Origin of the sequence: Clostridium sp. Cult2, from assembly GCF_021655075.1 — a bacterium.
Taxonomy (GTDB): Bacteria; Bacillota; Clostridia; order Tissierellales; family Tepidimicrobiaceae; genus Schnuerera.
The window spans coordinates 1-21120 of the sequence record NZ_PPXX01000049.1 but is presented as its reverse complement, the minus strand read 5'-3'; the positions used below and the strand labels follow the sequence as shown (position 1 = coordinate 21120).

Here is a 21120-nt window from a genome sequence, read left to right as displayed (position 1 = left end):
CTCCAAAAATAAAGTTTAAAAAGATAGCAGAAATCTGCTATCTTCTTCTTTTCCTTGGTGGTGCAATATGTATTGCCTTGTCCTCCAAACCATGCACCGCTTCCATAAAAGCTTCACTTAAAGTTGGGTGAGCGTGTATTGTTCTTGTAATACTATCAATATCCATGTCATTTGCTAACGCCAATGCCCCTTCGTGGATTAAATCATTAGCATGAGGTCCTAGTATGGTAACACCTAAAACCTTATTATCCTCTTTAGAAGCGAATACTTTAATGAATCCTTCTCCCTCTCCTAAAGATAAGGCCTTTCCATTGGCAGCAAACAAAAACTTACTAAATTTATAATCTATTCCTTTTGCCTTTAATTCTTCCTCTGTAAAACCAACAAAGGCTACTTCTGGTAATGTAAATACACAGTTTGGATAGACATCTAGATTTATATCTGGTTTTAATCCCATTATCTTCTCCGTTACATATACGCCCTGAGCTGAAGCTACATGAGCAAGTTGGATACCCATATCATTAACATCTCCTATAGCATATATGCCCTCAACTGTGGTTTCAAAGTTCTTATCTACTTTAATGCCTTTATGATTGTATTCAACTCCTATATTATCAAGATTTAATCCTTCTGTAACTGGTCCTCTTCCAGAAGCAATTAGAACCTTATCTCCTACTACTTCAATTTCCTCATCTTTCTTCTTATATCTAGCAACGACCCTTAACTTGTCCCCTTCTTTTATAATCTCTTTTGCTCTAATATCTACATAGGTCTCCATACCTTGTTTTCTAAAAAACATAGGTAACCTTCTAGCTATTTCCATATCCACATTCTTTAATATTCTAGAAGCAAGAAGAATAACTTGAGAACCTAATTCCTGGTATATACTTGCAAATTCTAAACCTATAACTCCTCCACCTATTACAATTAAAGTTTCTGGAATCTCTTCCATATCCAAAAGATCATCACTAGTAATTACACCTTCTAGGTCTACTCCTTTAGTTTCCGTCATGGTGGGTTTAGAACCTGTGGCAATTATTATATTATCCACAGATATTTCACGAGTTTCTCCATCTTTCAAATTTACTACTATAGTTTTATTATCTTTTATTTGGGCTCTTCCGGGAATAAATTCTATGTTTTTGTAAGAGGAGATTAATTGTTCAATACCCTTAACTAGTTGAGTTACCACTTTTGTTTTTCTTTCTTGCAAAGCCTTTCCATCTAGCTTGAAATTATCTATTATAATCCCAAATTCTTCAGACTTCTTTAAGGTGTGCATTATCTCGGCATTTCTAAAATAGGTTTTAGTAGGGATACAGCCTCGGTTGAGGCATGTTCCCCCTACTTCCCTATCTTCTATTAAATAAATATTTCCACCTAATTGTGCTCCTCTTATAGCTGCTACATATCCTCCTGGACCTGCACCAATTACTGCAATATTTTTAGTCAACTACTGACACCTACCCTTCATATTTTAGTACAGGATTTCTTGCTGCCTGAATTTCGTTTACCCTTCTTACTGGAGTGTCATGAGGTGCTTCTTTTAACATTTGTGGATTTTCTATTGCTTCTTCAGCTATTCTAATTAAGGCCTCAGCAAACTCGTCTAAGGTTTCCTTACTCTCTGATTCCGTTGGCTCTACCATCAGTGCTTCCCGAACTATAAGTGGGAAATAAACTGTTGGTGGATGGTATCCATAGTCTAGTAGTCTTTTAGCTACATCTAATGTAGTAACCTCAGATAAGCTACCTTTTAATCCAGCTAGAACAAATTCGTGTTTAAATATAGTATCTTCTGGTAAATTATAATGTTCTTTCAATTTATGTCCTAAATAATTAGCATTAAGAACAGCCATTTCACTTGCTTTCTTCAATCCATCTTTACCCATAGTTAGAATGTAAGTATAAGCTCTAACCATTATGCCAAAATGGCCATAAAAATCTTTCATCCTTCCAACAGTATGAGGTATATCATAGTTTAAATAATATCTATCTCCATCTTTCTCTACCGTTGGGGTTGGTAAAAAGTCTAATAGGATACTTTTAACTCCTACTGGTCCACTTCCTGGTCCCCCACCACCATGAGGTGTAGAGAATGTTTTATGAATATTGAAATGTACTACATCAAATCCCATATCACCAGGTCTTGCTTGGCCTAGGATGGCATTAGCGTTAGCTCCATCATAGTACAGCAATCCTCCAGCTTCATGTACTAAATCAGCTATTTCTTTAATATCCCTTTCAAACAATCCAAGAGTATTTGGGTTTGTAAGCATTAAACCAGCTACTTCATCACTAAGTGCTGCCTTTAAACTTTCTACATCAACAAGACCTTCTTTAGTTGATTTAATCTCAATAGTATCAAAACCAGCCATTACAGCTGAAGCAGGATTAGTACCATGAGCAGAATCGGGAACAATTATTTTTGTTCTTTTAGTATCCCCTCTGTTTTCATGGTAAGCCTTTATCAATGTCAAACCTGTAAGCTCTCCATGAGCCCCTGCTGCTGGTTGTAATGTCATTTTTTCCATTCCAGACACTTCACATAATGCTTTATCTAATTCATACATTAGCTTTAATGCACCTTGTACAGTTTCTTCAGGTTGATAGGGGTGAAGATTTTTGAAACCGTCTAAACTTGCCATATCTTCATTTATCTTTGGGTTATATTTCATTGTACAAGAACCTAGTGGATAGAATCCAGTGTCAACACCAAAGTTTTTGTTTGAAAGATTTGTATAATGTCTTACTATATCAACTTCACTTACTTCTGGAAGGTTTAATTCATTATTATTTAAATATTTGGCAGGAATCAATTCATCTATTGCTATATCTTCCAAATCATTTTCTGGAAGTCTATATGCTTTTCTTCCTGACTTCGATAATTCAAATATTAATTTATCATATTTTCTCATTTTATCCCCTCCAATACAGAACTTAATTTATCAATTTCTTCTTTTGTCCTCTTCTCCGTAACCGCATAGAGTACTCCATTTTTATATTGGGGATAATCTTTTTCTAATGAGTAGCCTCCCAGTATATTCTCATCTAATAACTCTTTACTTATCTGGTTAACAGCTATATCGCTAGTAACTGCAAACTCTTTGAAAAATGGCTTATCAAATAAAGGTTTGTATTTACCAGACTTTGTTATTTCATTGAAGGCATAATGAGCTTTTTGTGTTACTTGAAGTGCTACTTCTCTTAAACCTTTTTTCCCTAAGGTAGTAAGATATACTGCAGCAGCTAATGTGTTTATACCTTGATTTGAACAAATATTTGATGTAGCTTTTTCTCTTCTTATATGTTGTTCTCTTGCTTGCAAGGTAAGCACAAAAGCTCTATTACCATCTTCATCTATAGTTTCTCCAACGATTCTTCCTGGTATCTTTCTCATATGAGCTTTGTTTACAGCAATAAACCCAAGATATGGTCCACCAAATTGTAATGGAATACCCATTGGCTGCCCTTCTCCTACAACAATATCTGCCCCTAGAGATCCTGGGGATTTAAGTATTCCTAAGGATATTGGATCTACACTGGTAATAAATAAGGTTCTTTTTTGGCTATGAGCAATTTTTTCAATGGATTCTAAGTCTTCTATTATGCCAAAAAAGTTTGGGCTTTGAACTATAACTGCTGCAGTTTTATCCGATACATGCTCCTTTAGGTGTTCTAAGTTTGTTGAACCATTATCATCCTCAATTTCAATTACTTCTATTCCTTGAAGATGGGCATAAGTTTTTAATACTTCTCTTGATTCAGGATTTACAGTCTTTGAAACTAAAATTTGATCTCTTCTAGTAATATTTGCAGCCATAAATGCAGCCTCAGCAACTGCAGTTCCTCCATCATATAATGAAGCATTAGATACATCCATCCCAGTTAAATTAGCTATTAGAGTTTGATACTCAAATATATACTGCAAAGTACCTTGACTAATTTCTGCTTGATATGGAGTATAGGATGTATAAAATTCGCTCCTTGAAATAATATGTCCAACTATTGAAGGGATGTAATGATCATATGCTCCAGCCCCTAAGAAACATGTTAATTGGTTTGTTGAAATATTTTTTTGGGATAATTCTATTAAATGTCTTGATACTTCCAATTCGGACATAGATGGCTTAATGTTCAATTCTTTTTTAAGTTTAATGTTTTCTGGTATGTCGCTAAATAAATCTTCAATTGAATCAAACCCGATATATTCCAACATCCTCTTCTCATCATCTTTTGTATTCGGGATGTAAGGATACATTCCTTTATACCTCCTCATCTAAAAACTTTTCGTATTCATCACTTGTCATCAATTCATCTAGTTGAGACTTATCGGTTAATTCAATCTTCACAATCCAACTTTCATATGGATCCTGATTTAATAATGCAGGGTCGTCTAACAGTTCTTCATTTACAGCTACAATTTTTCCATCTACTGGCATATAAACATCTGCTGCTGCTTTTACTGATTCTACTGCAGAAAAAACTTCTTCTTTAGCAAATTCATCATCAACTTCTGGTAATTCAACATATACAATATCTCCTAATTGGTCTTGAGCAAAATCACTTAACCCAATATAAGCTTCATCTCCATCAATTTTTAACCACTCATGGTCATTTGTGTAATATAAACCTCCTAATACTTTCATTATTTAGCCCTCCTTAATATTCTTTATATTTATTACTTCTTTAAAAACTTCCTACTGATTATTTTTGCCTTTACAGGCTTATTTCTAATCATTATGTCTATTTCATTTCCTAACTCTATTTCTTTGATATCAATTAGAGCATTTCCTATACTTTTCTTTAAAGTAGGTGACATGTAACCTGTAGTTACATGGCCAATTTTTTCGCCATTTTTATATATTTCATAACCTTCTCTAGGTATACCTCTTCCAATCATTTCAAACCCAGCTACTTTTCTTTTTAAGCCTTCTTTCCATTGATTATTAAGAGCTTCTTTTCCTATAAAATCTTCTACTTTATCTAATTTAACAAAAAACTTTAATCCACCTTCTAATGGTGTAATATCTTTGGAAATTTCATTTCCATATAAAGGCATTCCTGCTTCAAACCTAAGAGTATCCCTACAACCTAATCCCGTAGGCTTTAGACCATCTTCTTTACCTGTTTCTAATAAATCATTCCAAATGGTTACAATATCTTCTGCAGGCGCATATACCTCAAATCCATCTTCTCCAGTATAGCCAGTACGAGAAACCATACACTCTATACCTGATATATTAACTTTTCTATTAAAATAGAAAGGTTTAATACTTGATAAATCAGTTTCTGTGAGTTTTTGCAATACCTTTTCTGATTTTGGCCCTTGAATAGCTACTTCACCAATCTGATCTGATTTGTTTTCAATAATAATGTTAAAGTCTTCCTTATTGTCAATCATCCACTTAAAGTCTTTGTCTGTATTTGCAGCATTTACTACAAGAAGATATTCTTCTTCACTATACTTATACACTAGAAAATCATCCACTACACCTCCGTCAGGATAGCACATGAAAGTGTATATTATTTGATCTGTTTCGATGGACTCAATATCATTTGTTAGTAAGTACTGTAAATAAGGTAATGCGTCTTTACCCTTTACTACAATTTCCCCCATGTGTGATACATCAAATAATCCTGCTGCATTTCTAACCGCTTTGTGCTCTGGAATTAGACCTTCGTATTGCACTGGAAGGAACCACCCTGCATAATCAACAATTTTCCCCCCAAGCTTTACATGCTCATCGTAAAGTGGAGTTTTCTTTGCTACCATTTTACCACTCCTTCCTAATATTTACATTTGGTTTAACACATATTATATGTTACCCTAAAAACCCTTTTTAAAACAAACATACAGCTTGTAAAAAAAGGAATAGCAAAAATTCTATCGCCTTTATTATATAGGAGAAGGATAAAGAATGCAATATTATTATTTATCTGACAATATCTGATTGTTAGACACTTAACATACAGTTTTGTTCCTTTTTTCCCTTCACCAAGTATTGCTTATAGAATATTTACTTATCCACTTTATCCACATTATCCACAACTCATAGTGGATAACTTATGTAAACATTAATTATGGCATTATATAAAGCACAAAAAAACAAAGATTTACATAATATTTTCTATATCCACATTATTATTATTTATCCACATAGGTTATCCACATTAAAAATTGTATTCTCCATTCATTTGGCTAAAATATTTCATAATCCCTATATAAATTGCCCATGCTATTTTTTCTTGATATTTTTCTGTGTTGAGTAACTTTTCTTCATTAGGATTGGATAAAAAACCGCATTCTATTAGTACAGAAGGTAAATTGATTTCATTTATTAAAAATACATCATCTCTTTCTTGAGGTAATCGATGATTGTTCTTATCTAAAACATCTCTTAATTCATCTTGAATATAGGTAGCAAGTAACGTACTAGCTTCATCATTTGGTTTATAAAAAGTTTGTGCTCCGTAGTATTTAGATTCTTTGAAACTATTGAGATGGATTGTAACAAACAAATCACAATTACCATTTTCTATTATTTTCTTTCTATTATGAAGGTCTTCCGTTTTCATTTCTTTTAGGCTTTTGGATTTTTTTGTATATAACCCATCTTTTGTATCCCTAGTCATAACAACTTTACCTCCGTTTTGTTCTATATATCTTTTAAGTTTCATTCCTATTTTTAAGTTTATCTCATCTTCTTTAACCCCACTTATACCTATTGCTCCTGGGTCTATACCTCCATGACCCGAATCGATTCCCACTGTTTTATTTGTTATTGGAGTATAGGATACTGGCCTAACTCTATTCTTGATTATAGTAAATGAAATTGTCATAATTAAAACGAAAAATACAAAAATATAAAGATGTTTTTTATTAATAAGAATAATCATTATCTAATCCCTCCTTATATAGAATATATTGTTAGCATTATTGTCCATATTCCCATAATAGAAGAATTAGAAAAATAAATAAGTTCCCTTTTTGGTGCCAGGCACCAAAAAGAGAACTTATTTATCAAATATGATATTGAATATAAAAAAAACACTGGATAATCCAGCGTTTTTTGTTTTATCTCTTTGAGAATTGTGGTGCTCTTCTTGCTTTCTTTAGACCGTATTTCTTTCTTTCTTTCATTCTTGGATCTCTTGTCAAGAAGCCTGCTTTTTTTAATACTGGCTTTAATTCTTCATCAGAATTTATTAGAGCTCTTGATATACCGTGTCTAATAGCTCCAGCTTGACCAGTGAATCCTCCACCTTGTACATTTACAAATACATCATATTTATCTATGGTATCAGTTATAACTAGAGGTTCTTTTACAAGAACTTTCAATGTATCAAAATCAAAATATTCTTCAATATCTCTTTTATTAATTATAATATTACCAGAACCTGGTAGTAGTCTAACTCTAGCTACTGAAGTCTTTCTTCTTCCTGTTCCTATATATTGTACATTAGCCACTTACAGTCCTCCCTTCTTAAAGCATAATTAAAATTCATATATTTCCGGTTTTTGAGCTTCATGATTATGTTCAGGACCACTATAAATTTTTAATTTCCTAAACATTTGTCTTCCTAAACTATTTTTTGGAAGCATTCCTTTAACAGCTAATTGAATAGCCTTTTCTGGATTTGTGCTCATCATTCTTCTATAAGGTACAGATTTTAATCCACCTGGATAACCTGTATGATATCTATATTGTTTTTGATCTAATTTCTTTCCTGTCAATTTAACTTTATCTGCATTTACTATTATTACATAATCCCCAGTGTCAACATGAGGTGTATATATAGGTTTGTTTTTACCTCTCAATATTGAAGCCACTTCAGAAGCCAACCTACCTAGGACTTTTCCATCTGCATCTATTACATACCATTTTCTTTCAATTTCATTTGGTTTAGCCATATAGCTCTTCATCTTATTCCCTCCTTATTCCAGCGTTGAGTTATAAAAAGTTCCGGGGCTTTTTAAAACACTCTAATATATTCTAATACAAGGTAATATCAATGTCAATACGTATTTATCGTATTTTATTAGTAAAAGACTTTTTCTAAATAAAGTCCTTCAGGGGGTGCAGTATGCCCTGCAGTATTTCTGTTTTTTGAATCTATTATATGGGGAACACTGCTACTTTTTATTTTTCCATTACCTACCTCTATTAAAGTTCCAATAATTATTCTTACCATATTGTATAGAAATCCATTTCCCTCAATGGTAAATGTTGTTAAATCCTCTGTTCTTTCCAAAAAAAATTTGTTAATAGTTCTAATGGTTGTTTTTACATTACTATTTGATGCCATAAAAGTAGCAAAATCATGAGTCCCTAAAAAATACCCAGTTGCTTTTTCCATCTTCTTATAGTCTAAATAATAGGGTACATGGTATACAAAGTTTCTATATAAAGGATTTCTAATTTCTCTATTATAAATAATATATTGATATCTTTTTCCTATAGCATCATATCTGGAATGAAACTCTTCATGAACCATTCTAGAATCAATTATACTTATATCTCTAGGTAATTTGCTATTTAATGCAAATTTAAATCTATCAACAGGAATTTTAGAATGAGTAAAAAAATTTGCCACTTGCCCTTTAGCATGGACTCCACTATCTGTCCTTCCTGAACCAATTAAATCTACTTTTTCACCTGTAATTAATTTGATAGCTTTCTCTATTTCTTCTTGAATGCTCTTTGCATTTTTTTGCCTTTGCCAACCACAATAGTTAGTGCCATCATATTGAATTGTAAGTTTAACATTAATCATATTATTACCTCTTATATAAAACCAGTATATCTATTGGAAATAATAAAACCAAAGAATATAGACATTGAGATAATAGCCAATACATCATGTTTTTTTAATTTTAATTCATTTAATCTTGTTCTATGCTCTCCACCACGATAACATCTAGCCTCCATTGCTATAGCTAATTCATCAGCCCTTCTAAAAGCATTAATAAACAAAGGTACCAACAATGGTACTAAATTCTTAGCCCTATTTATAATATTTCCAGATTCAAAATCTGCTCCTCTTGCCATTTGAGCTTTCATTATCTTATCTGTTTCCTCTAATAAAGTAGGAATAAATCTTAAAGCTATTGTCATCATCATGGCTAATTCATGAGCTGGAAGACCAATTTTTTTAAAAGGCGATAATAGTTTTTCTATTCCATCTGTCAATGATATTGGTGATGTTGTAAGGGTGAGTAAAGAGGTTCCAGTAATTAAAAAAATTAGTCTTAAAGCCATAAATACCGCTTGACTAAGGCCTTCCTTAGTTACTGTCAATGGGCCTATCTCAAATAACACTTCTCCCTTAGTCAATAGTACATTTATTAAAAAGGTAATACCTATTATTATCATAAGAGGTTTTAAACCTTTTAATACATATATAAAAGGTACCTTTGATAGCCAAATTGAAAAAACTATAAAAGCTAAAACAAGCAAATATGGTGGAAATGTTTTAATAAAAAACAACGATGTTATAAACATTATTATTATTAATATTTTAATCCTAGGATCTAGTCTATGGATAAAAGTATCCCCAGGAAAATATTGACCTATTGTAATATCCTTAAGCATTTCCTCTTCTCCTTAAATAATTTATTAACTCATCTTTTGCCTCTTCTACTGTTAATATTGTATCTTCTACTTGGTTTCCTTTAGCTTTATACTGTTTCATAAATGATGTAATTTGAGGAATTCCTAAACCTAGTCCTGCCAACTTTTCTGCTTGCTTAAAAATTTTTCTAGTTTCATCTTCCATAGCTACTTTACCTCTATGCATTACCACTATCCTATTTACCAGTTTAGCTATATCCTCCATACTATGAGAAACCAATATTATGGTTATTCCTTCTTCATATAATGTTTGCAATCTTCCTAGTATTTCATCCCTACCTCTAGGGTCTAACCCTGCTGTAGGTTCATCCAAAATTAACACCTTTGGTTTCATTGCCAAAACTCCTGCTATGGCTACTCTTCTTTTTTGGCCTCCACTTAATTCAAAAGGAGATCTATCCTTTAGAGTTACAAAATCTAAATCAACTAATTCCATAGCTCTTTTGACTCTTCTTTTAATCTCATCACCTTCTAGTCCCAGATTTTTTGGTCCGAAGGCTATATCTTTATAGACCGTTTCTTCAAATAATTGATGTTCTGGATATTGAAATACTAATCCTACTTTTTGTCTAACTTCTTTTAAGTTAGCATCTTTAGAACTAGTATCTACACCATCTACTATCACTTTTCCTGAAGTAGGTTTCATAAGACCATTTAAATGTTGGACTAAGGTTGATTTACCAGAACCCGTATGTCCTATTAATCCAATAAAATCCCCTTCATCTATGCTTAAACTTATATTATCTAAAGCTTTCTTTTCGAAGGGAGTATTTGGGTTATATACATAGTTTAAGTTTTCTAATTTAATAATCATAAGGCCTTCACCAATTCTTCTATAGTTAATATATCAGGAGAAACATCAAAGCCCTCTTTTCTCAATTCATATGCTAATTCAGTCACTTGAGGCACATCTAATCCAAGATTTTTTACCTTTTCCACTTGGCTAAATATTTCCCTAGGGGTTCCTTCCATAACTATTTCTCCTTGTTCCATTACCAGTATTCTATCTGCTTCCACTGCTTCATCCATAAAATGGGTTATATGAATAATGGTCTTATTCTCTTCCTTGTTCAATTTCTTAATAGTATTTATTATCTCAATTCTTCCAGTTGGATCTAACATAGCTGTAGGCTCATCCAATATTATACATTCTGGTTTCATAGCCAATATACCTGCTATTGCTACTCTCTGTTTTTGACCTCCTGAAAGTAAGTGGGGAGCATGTTTTTTATACTCCGTCATTTCAACTATCCTTAATGCCTCATCTACTCTTTCTCTAATTTCTAAAGGTGGAATTCCTTGGTTTTCTGGACCAAAGGCTACATCCTCTTCTACAATTGTTGCAACTATCTGATTATCCGGGTTTTGAAAAACCATTCCAGCAGTTTCTCTTATATTCCAAATCTTATCCTCATCTTTAGTATTCATATTATTTACATATACATTCCCCTTAGTAGGCAATAATAATCCATTCATAAGCTTCGCCAATGTGGATTTTCCTGATCCATTATGCCCTAGAATTACTAGGTACTCACCTTTTTGAACAGAGATATTTACATCTTTAACTGCCATTAATTGACTATCTTCTCCAATAGAGCTATACTCATATGTCACATTTTCTATTTTTATCATTTCATCTGCCATTTTTATCTCCTAGCTTTCAGTTATTTACAATATCTAATATAACACAAAGTTTTTCGATTGACAATGGACAAAGGACAATTGACAGTTATTTTAGTTTAGCTTTTAAGTCTTTTATGGCTACCAAAGGTTTCCCTTATAATTATTGATTATCCATTGTCAATCGTCAATTATCAATTGATATAAAAAGGGACTAAGTAATTGCCGTTGAAGACCATAGGTCTCCTCTACTTAATCCCCCACCCTTTATACCAATTCTAAAATGGCCATTTCTGATCCGTCCCCTCTACGAGGACCTAATTTTAAAACTCTAGTATAACCGCCATTTCTGTCTTCATATCTTGGCGCAATTTCATTAAATAATTTATTTACAACATCTTCATCATATATATATGCTAATGCCTGTCTTCTAGCATGTAAATCCCCTCTTTTACCAAGGGTAATCATTTTTTCAGCCATTCTTTTAGTTTCTTTAGCTCTAGTTACAGTGGTTTCTATCCTTTCATGCTTCAATAGGCTTGTTACCTGATTTCTTAACATTGCTTTTCTATGATCTGTAGGGCGACCAAGTTTTCTTAATGTAGCCACATCTATCCCTCCTTCATGCCTTGCTATTCATCTATTTTTCTTAAAGATAATTCTAATTCGCCAAGTTTTTCCTGAATTTCTTCAAGAGATTTTTTACCTAGATTTCTTACCTTCATTAAATCCTCTTCAGTTTTCTGAGTAAGCTCATCAACTGTATTGATACCAGCTCTTTTTAGACAATTATAACTTCTTACAGAGAGGTCTAATTCTTCTACTGTCATTTCTAATACTTTTTCTTTTTTATCTTCTTCTTTTTCTACCATAATTTCTACATTATTTACATGATCCGTTAGACCAATAAATAGATTTAAATGTTCAGTAAGTATCTTAGCTCCTAAGGAAGTAGCCTCTTCTGGTTTCATAGTACCATCTGTCCATACTTCAAGTGTTAATTTGTCGTAGTCTGTTATTTGTCCAACTCTTGTATTCTCAACTAAAAAATTCACTTTTTTCACAGGAGTAAAAGAAGAATCAATAGGTATTACCCCAACGGATTGACCTTCTCTTTTATTCCTTTCAGCAACATTATACCCTCTTCCCTTTATCATCTCTAGTTCCATATACAATTTACCGTCTTCATTGACAGTGGCTATATAATGATCTTTGTTCAATATTTCCACATCGGGGCCAGTAATAATATCGCCTGCAGTTATTACCTGTGCACCTTCAGCTTCTAATCTTAAGGTAACAGGTTCATCTGAATATATCTTTGCAGCAATACCTTTTATATTTAATATCATTTCAGGAACATCTTCCAATACACCTGGTACTATTGAAAACTCATGTAATACCCCTTGAATCTTTATAGAGGATATAGCTGCCCCTGGCAGTGATGATAATAGTACACGTCTTAAACTATTTCCTAAGGTAGTACCATATCCTCTTTCAAGAGGTTCTACAACAAACTTCCCATAAGTGTTGTCTTCACTCACTTCAATAATCTCTATTCTTGGTTTTTCAATTTCTATCATTAACATTAACCCTCCTTATATATATTATTATTAAAGGACGAGGGTGACTGATTCTATTACAGATATTATTTGGAATATAACTCTACTATCAAGTGTTCTTCTACTGGAATATCAATGTCATCTCTAGCTGGCTCAGCTACAATTCTACCCCTATATTCCTCAGGACTAACCTCTAACCATCTAACAGTATTACCACTATGATTTTCAATCATCTCTTTAAATTTAGGACTATTTTTACTTCTTTCTTTTATTTGAATAACATCCCCATTTTTTAAGATAGATGATGGTATATTAGCTTTATTCCCATTAACTGTGAAATGCCCATGTCTAACAAGTTGCCTTGCTTCAGCTCTTGATGAGGCAAAGCCCAATCTATATACCACATTATCTAATCTAAGTTCTAATAATTTCAATAGGTTCTCCCCTGTTATCCCTACCATTCTATCTGCCTTGTTAAAATACATCCTCATTTGAGATTCTTGTATTCCGTAGAATCTACGAACCTTTTGTTTTTCTCTTAACTGTAATCCATACTCAGTAACTTTCTTTCTCGACTGTCCATGTTGTCCAGGAGCATAGTTTCTCTTTGAAACTGGACATTTGTCTGTATAACATTTGTCTCCTTTTAAATATAGTTTCTGTCCTTCTCTACGACATAATCTACATACTGGGCCTGTATATCTAGCCATATATTTACACCTCCTATATTAAACTCTTCTACGTTTTGGTGGCCTACAACCATTATGTGGAATTGGAGTAACATCCTTAATTAAATTAACTTCTAAACCTGTTGCTTGAAGAGATCTTATCGCTGCTTCTCTACCTGATCCAGGTCCCTTTACATATACTTCAACACTTTTCAAGCCATGTTCCATAGCTTTTTTTGCTGCTTCTTCTGCTGCTTGTTGGGCTGCAAAAGGAGTGGATTTTCTTGAACCTCTAAATCCTAATTGTCCAGCACTTGCCCATGATAAAACATTTCCTTGTAAATCTGTTAGAGTTACCATGGTGTTGTTGAATGTTGATGAAATATGAGCCTGACCTCTCTCAATATTTTTACGTTCTCTTCTTCTAACACGAGTAGTTTTAGCTTTTTTAGCTGCCAATTATCTTCCCTCCTTTATCTATTTTTACTTCTTTTTACCGATAATTCTCTTAGGACCTTTTCTTGTTCTTGCATTAGTTTTTGATCTTTGTCCTCTTACTGGAAGCCCTCTTCTATGTCTAATTCCTCTATAACAATTGATTTCTCTTAGTCTCTTTAAATTTAATGCAATATCTCTTCTTAAATCACCTTCAACGTGATAATTATCAATAATATTTCTAATAGTATTAACTTCTGCTTCTGTTAAATCCTTTACCCTTGTATTTGGATCAACATTAGCTTGTTTTAATATTTCATTTGATCTAGACCTACCTATTCCAAAGATATAAGTTAAACCAATTTCTACTCTCTTATCCCTTGGTAGGTCAACACCTGCAATTCTAGCCATTACTATTTACACCTCCTAATGGTATATATTAATAAAGTTTGCAGCCACGTCCTATCATTATCCTTGTTTTTGTTTATGTTTTGGATTTTCACAAATTACCATTACTCTTCCTTTTCTTCTAATAATTTTACATTTTTCACACATCTTCTTTACTGATGGTCTAACTTTCATTTAAATCCCTCCTATGCTACTTATTTCGCCAGGTTATTCTACCCCTTGTCAAATCATAAGGGGATAATTCAACTGTTACTTTATCTCCAGGAAGTATTCTAATATAATTCATTCTTAACTTTCCAGAAATATGGGCTAAAATTTCATGACCATTTTCTAGCCTTACTTTAAAAATAGCATTTGGTAAAGCATCCACAACCGTACCTTCTACTTCAATAACATCTTTTTTAGACATCCAGTTATCGAACCTCCTATTTTAACAATTTTAAAAACTTTTATTGAAAGGTTCTAACAATTTTCTAATATAAGCATTATTTATTTTCATATTATTATCTAATTTATACTTTAATTCCGGTAATACAGTATTATAAACAGTTAAATGTTTTAACTTTTTTTTCTTGGGTTTATCTAATTTTCTAAAATCTCCATCTACTAGTAAAACATGCTTCTCATCAACAACGCTTAATACCAAGAAAATATTACCTTTATCTCGACCAGCTCTTGACTTAACCACCTGCCCTACGGTTATGTCATTAGTTGAATCCATTAAGTTCACCTCTTTATTAATTTAATAGATGAGCTGTCATATTAATTAACTGAGAAAGGCCGCTGCCTTTCTCTAAAATTACTCTTCTAAAGAATCTATTATATCCTTAAAAAGTAAATCTATTGGCTTAGTGCCATCTACATTTAATATTAACCCTTTTTCTGTATAATAATCAATTAAAGGCTTAGTTTGATTAAGATATACTTGAATTCTTTTTTCTATGGTTTCTACTTTATCATCATCCCTTTGGAATAATTGTCCACCACAACTATCACATATGTTTTCCTCTTTAGGAGGACTAAATTTAATATGATAAGTAGAACCACAATCCTTACAAACTCTTCTTCCTATAGCTCTTTCTATTAATACTTCCTTTTCTACTTCTAAGTTTATTACTCTATCTAACTTTAATCCCATCTCAATTAACTCTTTATCTAAAGCTTCTCCTTGGCTAAGAGTTCTAGGAAATCCGTCTAAAAGAAACCCTTCTTTACAATCATCTTCCATTAATCTATCTTTAACTATGGAAATCACTAGTTCATCTGGAACTAATAGACCTTTGTCCATAAAGGATTTTGCCTTTTCCCCCAGCTCTGTCCCCATTTTTATATTAGCTCTAAATATATCTCCTGTAGAGATATGAGGAATATCATATTTCTTCACTATAGCTGATGCTTGAGTACCCTTGCCTGCACCAGGAGGCCCAAGTAAAATTAATCTCAATTAAATCATCCCCTATAGTTTATTTCAAGAATCCTTTATAATGTCTCATTAACATCTGTGATTCAATTTGTTTTACAGTTTCAAGTGCTACCCCAACTACTATAATTATAGCTGTTCCTCCAAAGTTAATGTTCATTTTGAATAAATGAGACAATATTATTGGTAATGAAGCTATTAACGCAAGAGACATAGCACCTACAAAGGTTATTCTTGATATTACCTTGTTTAAATAGTCCGAAGTTGGTCTTCCAGGTCTAATTCCTGGAATAAATCCACCATATTGTTGTAAATTTTTTGCATATTCAACTGTGTTAAATTGAACAGCTGTGTAAAAATAAGTGAAGAAAATAATTAAAAGCACGTTGAGGATTGAATATACCCATATTCCCACACTACCTTGAACCGTTAAATACTTTGTTATCCATGCTGATGGTTCTCCCTTAAAGAAAAGGGCTATGGTTTGTGGGAAAGCTAATAATGAAGTAGAAAATATTACAGGAATAACTCCTGCCATAGATACCTTTAGAGGTATATGAGAACTTTGTCCTCCATACATCTTTCTACCTACAACCCTCTTGGCGTATTGAACTGGTATTCTTCTTTCCCCTTCTTGTAATGCTACTACTACTCCAATAATTAATAGAGCAGCGATTATAAACAAGATTAATTTAATTATACTTAATGCTCCAACTCTTACCAATTCAATGGACTTTACAAACTGAGAAGGCAGCCTTGATATAATACCAACAAAGATTATAAGGGAAATACCATTTCCAATACCTCTATCAGTAATTAGGTCTCCTATCCACATCAAAAAGGTAGTACCTGCTGTCAAAGATATTATTACTATAGCAGTTTGTAAAGGACCTTGGGCAATAAGAGCTCTATTAAAGAAACCAAAAGTCGTACCTATTGCTTGAATTATCGCTAATACTACAGCTCCATATTTTGTCCATTGGGCCATTTTCTTTCTGCCTTCTTCGCCCTCTTTTGCTATTTCTTCTAATCTTGGAATAGCAATTGTCAAAAGCTGGATAATAATAGAAGCAGTAATATAGGGATAAATATTTAATGCAAAAATACTAAAATTACTAAAGGTTCCACCAGCCATTAAATCAAGAAACTCTAGTACTCCCGCTTGCCCTGCTTCAAATATCTGCTTAATGGCTACTTTATCCATATATGGCACTGGGATACTTGAGCCTAATCTAATTACTAAAAGCATCAATATAGTAAAGATGATTCTTTTTCTAATATCTGGTATCCTCCAGGCATTTCTCAAGGTTGAAAGCATCTATATCACCTCTACCTTTCCTCCTGCAGCCTCAATCTTTTCAGCAGCTGTTTTGCTAAATTTATGGGCTTTTACAGTGAGTTTTTTATTTATATCTCCATCACCCAATACTTTTACACCATCTATAGCCTTACCTCTTTTAATTACGCCTTCATTTATTAAAAATTCTGGTGTAATTACTGTATTGTCCTCAAATTTATTTAAATCTTCCACATTTATAATAGCATATTCCTTAGCGAATATGTTTGTAAAGCCTCGCTTTGGTAACCTTCTGATTAATGGCATTTGACCACCTTCAAAACCAGGTCTTACACCACCGCCAGATCTTGATTTTTGACCCTTATGTCCTTTCCCAGAAGTTTTACCATAGCCAGAGCCAATACCCCTACCAACTCTTTTACGTTTCTTAGTTCCGCCTCCAATTTGTGGTCTTAAATCGTTTAGTTTCATAGGTACACCTCCTCTAAAATTATTCTATCACTTCAACCATGTAGTCTACTAGAGCTATCATACCTCTGATTTGAGGAGTATCTTCTTTTTCTACTACCTGGCCAATCTTTCTAAGTCCAAGAGCTTTTATAGTTTTTCTATGCTTTTCTGGTCTCCCAATAATAGATCTAACCAATTTGATTTTAATCTTAGCCACTATACTCCCCTCCTAACCTAATATTTCATCTACAGATTTTCCTCTTAATTTAGCAACATCTTCCGCTCTTTTCAAATTAATTAAAGCTTCCATAGTCGCATTCACAACATTTCTTGGGTTGTTTGAACCTAAAGATTTAGTTCTTATATCTCTAATACCAGCTAACTCACATACAGCACGTACTGGTCCGCCGGCGATTACTCCTGTACCTTCTTTAGATGGCTTAAGTAAAACCCTTCCTGCTCCAAAGATACCAATTATTTCATGAGGTATAGTAGTCCCTACAAGGGGAACTTCGATAATATGTTTCTTAGCATCTTGAATTGCTTTCCTTATAGCTTCTGGTACTTCGAGAGCCTTTGCCATACCTACACCTACATGACCATTTTCGTCTCCTACTACTACAAGAGCACTAAATCTAAAGTTTCTACCACCTTTTACAACCTTAGTTACACGATTTATACTTACAACTCTCTCTTTTAAATCTAACTCATTAGGATTTATATATGAACGTTCCATTTATTCCCCTCCTTCTCTTAAAATTTAAGTCCAGCTTCCCGTGCTCCTTCAGCAAGTTCTTTAATTCTTCCATGGTAAATATATCCGGCTCGATCGAATACCACTTCATTTATTCCCTTACCAAGAGCCCTCTTTCCAACTAATTCACCTACAAGTTTAGCTGCTTCCTTGTTATGAGTTGAAGATAGCTTTTCCTCTAATTCTTTATCTAATGTTGAAGCTGATACTAAAGTATGACCATCTACATCATCAATAATCTGAGCATATATATGATTATTGCTTCTATATATATTTAACCTTGGTCTTTCAGGAGTTCCATAAACTTTTTGTCTAACCCTTATATGTCTCTTTTTTCTCATTTCATTTCTTTTGAATTTTTTTAGCAATCCTACTCACTCCCTTCTACTTACCAGTCTTACCAACTTTACGTTTCACAAATTCATCAGCATATCTAATTCCTTTGCCTTTATAAGGTTCTGGTTTCCTGAAATCTCTAATTACTGCTGCATAATTACCAACTTGTTGCTTATTTATACCTTTAACTATAATTTGGTTAGCTGCAGGTACTTCCACTTCAATCCCCTCTGGATCTTCCAGCTCTATGGGATGAGAATATCCTAAGCTTAAAATTAGTTTCTTTCCTTGTTTTTGTGCTCTATATCCAGTACCTTGAATTTCTAATTTCTTTGAATAACCATTGGCTACGCCTTCAATCATATTGGCTATTAATGTTCTGGTTAATCCATGTAATGATTTATGTCTTTTATTTTCTGTTGGACGATTAACAAATATTTGATTTTCTTCAATTTTAATTTCCATATCTGGGCTTAGTTGCTCTTTTATAACACCTTTAGGCCCTTTTACTTCCATGTAATTCTTGTCATCTAATTTAATTTCAATTCCACTTGGGATATCTATTGGTTTCAATCCTATTCTTGACATAAGTGCACCTCCTGTTCCTGTAGATTAAGCTTTTTGTTACCATACATAACAAATTACTTCTCCACCAATACCTTCTTTTCTTGCATCCTTATCAGTCATTATACCCTTTGATGTTGAAAGGATTGCTATTCCAAGCCCGCCTAATACCCTTGGTATTTCATCACCTTTAACATAAACCCTTAATCCTGGCTTAGATATTCTCTTAATTCCGCTTAATACTTTCTCATTATATTTACCAAATTTCAATTCAACTCTGATAATCCCTTGTTTCCCATCCTCTATTACATCAAATCCTTTTATAAATCCCTCATCTAATAAAATTTGAGCTAATTCTCTTTTTATGTTTGAGGCAGGAATATCAACAGAATCGTGTTTTGCATTATTTCCATTCCTTATTCTTGTTAACATATCTGCAATTGGGTCAGTCATCATATTTAGCTACCTCCTTTCATAACCTTAGTACTACCAACTTGCTTTTCTAACTCCGGGGATTTGGCCTTTATATGCTAATTCTCTAAAACAAATACGACATATACCGTATTTTCTTAAATATCCATGAGGTCTTCCACATATTTTACATCTATTGTATTCTCTTGTGCTAAACTTTGCTTTTCCCTTCTGTTTAGCAATCATCGATTTTTTTGCCAAAATATTTTCCCTCCTTCTTTACTTTTTAAAGGGCATACCCATATACTCTAAGAACACCTTCGCTTCTTCATCCGTATTAGCTGTTGTTACTATTACTATATCTAACCCTCTAATATTTTCTACCATATCATAATCAATTTCAGGGAATATCAATTGTTCCCTAATACCTAATGCATAATTTCCCCTACCATCAAAAGAAGAACCATTTACTCCTCTAAAGTCCCTAACTCTGGGCAATGAAATATTCATAAGTTTATCTAAAAAGTCGTACATTTTTTCTCCTCTTAAGGTTACCTTAATTCCTACATTCATTCCTTCACGTAGTTTAAAGTTAGCAATGGATTTCTTTGCACGAGTCACTACTGGCTTTTGGCCTGAAATAAGCTCCATTTCCTTTACAGCACTTTCTAGAACTTTTGGATTTTCTTTAGCTTCTCCTACACCCATATTTATTACTATCTTATCTAGTTTTGGAACTTCCATAACATTTTTATACTGAAATCTTTCCATTAAAGCTGGTATAACTTCGTTTTTATATTTTTCTTTTAATCTGGAAGCCATTCCTATTACCTCCTTTCAATAGCCAATTATCTATCTAATACTTCTCCACATTTTTTACATACTCTAACCTTTGAACCATCTTCTAAAATTTTATTGCCTACTCTAACTCCAGTTTTATCCTTGTCACAATAATACATAACCTTTGAAACATTCATAGGCCCTTCTTTAGAAATGATTCCACCTTGTTGAGTCGGACCTTGTGACTTCATATGCTTTGTAATCATATTTATTCCTTCAACAATTACTCTATTTTCCTTAGGAAATACCTTTAGTATTTTACCTTTTTTACCTTTATCTTTTCCAGAAATGACTATTACAGTATCTCCGCTCTTTACATGCATGCTCTACACCTCCTCTTATAGTACTTCTGGTGCTAAAGATATTATCTTCATGAAGTTTCCTCTTCTTAACTCTCTAGTTACAGGACCAAAAATACGTGTTCCTACTGGGTTATTATCATCTTTTATAATAACAGCTGCATTATCATCAAATTTAATATAAGAACCATCATTTCTTCTTACTCCATGTTTTGTCCTTACAACTACAGCTTTGATTATTTCTCCTTTTTTAACAACTCCTCCAGGTGTTGCGCTCTTAACAGAACAAACTATAATATCACCAATATTAGCATACTTTTTATTTGTACCGCCTAATACCCTGATAACTAATAACTCTCTTGCACCTGAATTATCAGCAACTTTTATTCGGCTTTCGGTTTGAATCATTAGAATACCTCCTTTC

General features: G+C 33.0%; 32 protein-coding genes. All 32 read right to left on the bottom strand.

What is annotated here, in order from left to right; translation table 11 throughout:
* Nucleotides 1-37: 37 nt before the first annotated feature.
* Complete coding sequence (gene lpdA / locus C3E90_RS05315; protein WP_236914628.1) at nt 38-1453, bottom strand: dihydrolipoyl dehydrogenase; 1416 nt, start codon at nt 1451-1453, stop codon at nt 38-40.
* A 10-nt stretch (nt 1454-1463) separates the two neighbouring features.
* The gene (gene gcvPB, locus C3E90_RS05310) at nt 1464-2918 is read right to left on the bottom strand and encodes an aminomethyl-transferring glycine dehydrogenase subunit GcvPB (protein WP_236914627.1); all 1455 of its coding nucleotides are present in this window, start codon (nt 2916-2918) and stop codon (nt 1464-1466) included.
* Nucleotides 2915-4261, bottom strand: a complete 1347-nt coding sequence (gene gcvPA, locus C3E90_RS05305; RefSeq protein ID WP_236914626.1) for an aminomethyl-transferring glycine dehydrogenase subunit GcvPA — start codon at nt 4259-4261, stop codon at nt 2915-2917. Before gcvPA ends, gcvPB begins: the two co-directional genes overlap by 4 nt.
* Before the next feature lie 4 nt (nt 4262-4265).
* Nucleotides 4266-4649 carry a glycine cleavage system protein GcvH gene (gcvH, locus tag C3E90_RS05300; RefSeq protein ID WP_236914625.1) on the bottom strand — a complete coding sequence of 128 codons (384 nt, stop codon included), beginning with the start codon at nt 4647-4649 and terminating at the stop codon, nt 4266-4268.
* A 32-nt stretch (nt 4650-4681) separates the two neighbouring features.
* Nucleotides 4682-5776 carry a glycine cleavage system aminomethyltransferase GcvT gene (gene gcvT, locus C3E90_RS05295; RefSeq protein ID WP_236914624.1) on the bottom strand — a complete coding sequence of 365 codons (1095 nt, stop codon included), beginning with the start codon at nt 5774-5776 and terminating at the stop codon, nt 4682-4684.
* Between the two features lie 398 nt (nt 5777-6174).
* Complete coding sequence (gene cwlD, locus C3E90_RS05290) at nt 6175-6900, bottom strand: N-acetylmuramoyl-L-alanine amidase CwlD (RefSeq protein ID WP_236914623.1); 726 nt, start codon at nt 6898-6900, stop codon at nt 6175-6177.
* A gap of 178 nt (nt 6901-7078) precedes the next feature.
* The gene (rpsI, locus tag C3E90_RS05285; protein ID WP_236914622.1) at nt 7079-7471 is read right to left on the bottom strand and encodes a 30S ribosomal protein S9; all 393 of its coding nucleotides are present in this window, start codon (nt 7469-7471) and stop codon (nt 7079-7081) included.
* A gap of 27 nt (nt 7472-7498) precedes the next feature.
* Nucleotides 7499-7927 (bottom strand): 50S ribosomal protein L13, encoded by a 429-nt coding sequence (rplM, locus tag C3E90_RS05280; RefSeq protein WP_236914621.1) that lies wholly within the window; start codon nt 7925-7927, stop codon nt 7499-7501.
* Between the two features lie 116 nt (nt 7928-8043).
* Entirely contained in the window at nt 8044-8778 is a 735-nt protein-coding gene (gene truA / locus C3E90_RS05275; protein ID WP_236914620.1) for a tRNA pseudouridine(38-40) synthase TruA, read from the bottom strand.
* An 11-nt stretch (nt 8779-8789) separates the two neighbouring features.
* On the bottom strand, nt 8790-9596 hold the full coding sequence (locus C3E90_RS05270) for an energy-coupling factor transporter transmembrane component T family protein (protein WP_236914619.1): 807 nt from the start codon (nt 9594-9596) through the stop codon (nt 8790-8792).
* Nucleotides 9589-10449, bottom strand: a complete 861-nt coding sequence (locus C3E90_RS05265) for an energy-coupling factor transporter ATPase (RefSeq protein WP_236914618.1) — start codon at nt 10447-10449, stop codon at nt 9589-9591. The genes C3E90_RS05270 and C3E90_RS05265 overlap by 8 nt, the downstream gene beginning before the upstream one ends.
* Nucleotides 10446-11279, bottom strand: a complete 834-nt coding sequence (locus tag C3E90_RS05260) for an energy-coupling factor transporter ATPase (protein WP_236914617.1) — start codon at nt 11277-11279, stop codon at nt 10446-10448. The genes C3E90_RS05265 and C3E90_RS05260 overlap by 4 nt, the downstream gene beginning before the upstream one ends.
* Before the next feature lie 243 nt (nt 11280-11522).
* Complete coding sequence (gene rplQ / locus C3E90_RS05255; RefSeq protein ID WP_236914616.1) at nt 11523-11864, bottom strand: 50S ribosomal protein L17; 342 nt, start codon at nt 11862-11864, stop codon at nt 11523-11525.
* A 23-nt stretch (nt 11865-11887) separates the two neighbouring features.
* The gene (locus C3E90_RS05250) at nt 11888-12835 is read right to left on the bottom strand and encodes a DNA-directed RNA polymerase subunit alpha (RefSeq protein WP_236914615.1); all 948 of its coding nucleotides are present in this window, start codon (nt 12833-12835) and stop codon (nt 11888-11890) included.
* 65 nt (nt 12836-12900) lie between these two features.
* A complete protein-coding gene (gene rpsD, locus C3E90_RS05245) occupies nt 12901-13524 on the bottom strand; it encodes a 30S ribosomal protein S4 (RefSeq protein WP_236914614.1) in 624 nt (207 codons plus the stop codon).
* Between the two features lie 18 nt (nt 13525-13542).
* Nucleotides 13543-13941 carry a 30S ribosomal protein S11 gene (gene rpsK, locus C3E90_RS05240; protein WP_053964931.1) on the bottom strand — a complete coding sequence of 133 codons (399 nt, stop codon included), beginning with the start codon at nt 13939-13941 and terminating at the stop codon, nt 13543-13545.
* A 24-nt stretch (nt 13942-13965) separates the two neighbouring features.
* Nucleotides 13966-14328, bottom strand: coding sequence for a 30S ribosomal protein S13 (rpsM, locus tag C3E90_RS05235; protein ID WP_236914613.1), 363 nt, complete (start codon nt 14326-14328; stop codon nt 13966-13968).
* A gap of 57 nt (nt 14329-14385) precedes the next feature.
* Entirely contained in the window at nt 14386-14499 is a 114-nt protein-coding gene (gene rpmJ, locus C3E90_RS05230) for a 50S ribosomal protein L36 (protein WP_004833592.1), read from the bottom strand.
* Nucleotides 14500-14515: 16 nt separating this feature from the next.
* A complete protein-coding gene (gene infA, locus C3E90_RS05225; protein WP_005583211.1) occupies nt 14516-14734 on the bottom strand; it encodes a translation initiation factor IF-1 in 219 nt (72 codons plus the stop codon).
* Between the two features lie 30 nt (nt 14735-14764).
* On the bottom strand, nt 14765-15046 hold the full coding sequence (locus C3E90_RS05220; RefSeq protein ID WP_236914612.1) for a KOW domain-containing RNA-binding protein: 282 nt from the start codon (nt 15044-15046) through the stop codon (nt 14765-14767).
* Between the two features lie 78 nt (nt 15047-15124).
* Nucleotides 15125-15769, bottom strand: a complete 645-nt coding sequence (locus tag C3E90_RS05215) for an adenylate kinase (protein ID WP_236914611.1) — start codon at nt 15767-15769, stop codon at nt 15125-15127.
* A gap of 19 nt (nt 15770-15788) precedes the next feature.
* Nucleotides 15789-17063 (bottom strand): preprotein translocase subunit SecY, encoded by a 1275-nt coding sequence (gene secY, locus C3E90_RS05210; protein ID WP_236914610.1) that lies wholly within the window; start codon nt 17061-17063, stop codon nt 15789-15791.
* Nucleotides 17064-17513 (bottom strand): 50S ribosomal protein L15, encoded by a 450-nt coding sequence (gene rplO, locus C3E90_RS05205; protein WP_236914609.1) that lies wholly within the window; start codon nt 17511-17513, stop codon nt 17064-17066. It lies immediately after the preceding gene.
* A 19-nt stretch (nt 17514-17532) separates the two neighbouring features.
* The gene (gene rpmD / locus C3E90_RS05200; RefSeq protein WP_236914608.1) at nt 17533-17709 is read right to left on the bottom strand and encodes a 50S ribosomal protein L30; all 177 of its coding nucleotides are present in this window, start codon (nt 17707-17709) and stop codon (nt 17533-17535) included.
* Between the two features lie 12 nt (nt 17710-17721).
* Nucleotides 17722-18228, bottom strand: coding sequence for a 30S ribosomal protein S5 (gene rpsE, locus C3E90_RS05195; RefSeq protein WP_236914607.1), 507 nt, complete (start codon nt 18226-18228; stop codon nt 17722-17724).
* A 17-nt stretch (nt 18229-18245) separates the two neighbouring features.
* On the bottom strand, nt 18246-18587 hold the full coding sequence (gene rplR / locus C3E90_RS05190; protein WP_442870565.1) for a 50S ribosomal protein L18: 342 nt from the start codon (nt 18585-18587) through the stop codon (nt 18246-18248).
* A 43-nt stretch (nt 18588-18630) separates the two neighbouring features.
* On the bottom strand, nt 18631-19170 hold the full coding sequence (rplF, locus tag C3E90_RS05185) for a 50S ribosomal protein L6 (RefSeq protein WP_236914605.1): 540 nt from the start codon (nt 19168-19170) through the stop codon (nt 18631-18633).
* 36 nt (nt 19171-19206) lie between these two features.
* On the bottom strand, nt 19207-19599 hold the full coding sequence (gene rpsH, locus C3E90_RS05180; RefSeq protein WP_442870564.1) for a 30S ribosomal protein S8: 393 nt from the start codon (nt 19597-19599) through the stop codon (nt 19207-19209).
* 33 nt (nt 19600-19632) lie between these two features.
* Entirely contained in the window at nt 19633-19818 is a 186-nt protein-coding gene (locus C3E90_RS05175) for a type Z 30S ribosomal protein S14 (protein WP_236914603.1), read from the bottom strand.
* 18 nt (nt 19819-19836) lie between these two features.
* Entirely contained in the window at nt 19837-20379 is a 543-nt protein-coding gene (gene rplE, locus C3E90_RS05170; RefSeq protein WP_236914602.1) for a 50S ribosomal protein L5, read from the bottom strand.
* A gap of 26 nt (nt 20380-20405) precedes the next feature.
* On the bottom strand, nt 20406-20720 hold the full coding sequence (gene rplX, locus C3E90_RS05165) for a 50S ribosomal protein L24 (RefSeq protein WP_236914601.1): 315 nt from the start codon (nt 20718-20720) through the stop codon (nt 20406-20408).
* A gap of 15 nt (nt 20721-20735) precedes the next feature.
* On the bottom strand, nt 20736-21104 hold the full coding sequence (gene rplN / locus C3E90_RS05160) for a 50S ribosomal protein L14 (protein WP_236914600.1): 369 nt from the start codon (nt 21102-21104) through the stop codon (nt 20736-20738).
* Nucleotides 21105-21120 lie beyond the last annotated feature (16 nt).